Source organism: Actinoplanes oryzae (assembly GCF_030757795.1).
Taxonomy (GTDB): Bacteria; Actinomycetota; Actinomycetes; order Mycobacteriales; family Micromonosporaceae; genus Actinoplanes.
In genome coordinates, this window is the sequence record NZ_JAUQWH010000341.1 from 1 (window position 1) to 1,485 (window position 1,485).

Below are 1,485 nucleotides of genomic sequence, written 5' to 3' on the forward strand. Positions count from 1 at the left end.
TCTACAAGCCCTGGTCGACAAGTACGCCGCCGGGTTCGACAACAACGCCCACACCGGCCGCTTCGGCCTGGCCATCGGTGTCAACGGCTACCGCGGGGCCTTCTCCGACCAGCAGATCGCCGACACCCTCAACCAAACCATCAACGCACCGTTCCCGGTCACGGTGGTCGGGTTCTCGTGGACCAACCGCGACATCGAACAAGGCCGCCCGCTCGGCCAAGACACCATTCCTTACGCGGCGATCCGGGAAACGATCGTCCGCCACCCGCACACCGAAACCTTGCTCGGCGAACTACAAACAGAACAGCCGACCTTCCTGCACACCGGCGACGCCGACGTCACCGACATGACCGGCCTGTTCACCAACGCCGACACCACCATCGCCGACAACGACCAGGCACACCTGATCACCGGCGGCTACCAATTCGACCCGGCCGCTGACCCGATGGCGCAGCAGGCCAACCAACGCGACCGCGCCGTCCGCCACGCCATGGCCCAGGTCGATCCGCGAGCCGTCTACCTGCCCGAGCCCAACACGTTCATCCGGGTGGACCAGCAACGGCTGGAAAACAACATCACCTTCGGCGTCCAGTCGAACAACTCGACCGCACTGACGTACACGTCGAAAGAGGGCCGCGGTCTGGCCACCTCGGTCGAGGCCAACCGGCTTTTCGAGGGCACCGACCCAAAAACCTTCACCATCGTCGACCCCAACCTGACCATCACCACCGACAGCGACCGGCTACTCACCAAATACGACCGCACCAAACCCGACACCATCCCGCAATCCCACGCCGACCGCAAAACCTGGACCGACCAGATCACCCACCTGATCCACACCAAAAACACCTACGCCCCGCTGCGCAACGCCGGCCTCGTCGACAACCTGGCCAACGTCGCTTTCAACCCCAGGGCGCTCACCCCCGGCGACATCACCAAGCTCCGCAACCGGATGGAGCAGCGCTACGGCGACCCCGGCGCCACCCTCTTCGACCTGGCCGCCGGCACCAACGCCGCCCTGCACGCCAACCCCTTCACCGACGCACCGCAGGTCCCCTCCTCCGCCCCGCCGCGCATCGACACCGTCACCCCGAACGTCAGCGCGCCGGCGACCACCACCCAGTCCATGCCCGCGGACTGGCAGCAGGCCTACGACACCGCGCCCCCGAACCAGCTACGCACCGAGCGCTATGTCCCAGCCGCCCAGCCATTCGTGCCCGGCACGCATGAGATGGCGGGCGAGAAGACCACGATCAATTTCCAGGTACGCGAGTTCACCGCACCCGACGGCACCCCGGTCCGCGCCTACGACGTCACCCTCGACCTGGTCTCCCAGAACGACGCCGTCACCCCACAACAACGCCTCGACTACGGCCAAGCCGTCCAGAACACCATCAACGAGATGGTCAACGGCCGCCACACCTTCCCCGACGGCCACCAACTCCACGTCAACGTCACCTTCAACACCCTCGCCTGGCGCGACGG

The 1,485-nt window shown here is 66.1% G+C and carries 1 pseudogene; it reads left to right on the top strand.

The window, feature by feature from the left end:
• Positions 1-1,485: pseudogene (locus RBH18_RS43800) on the top strand (hypothetical protein); the annotation flags it as partial.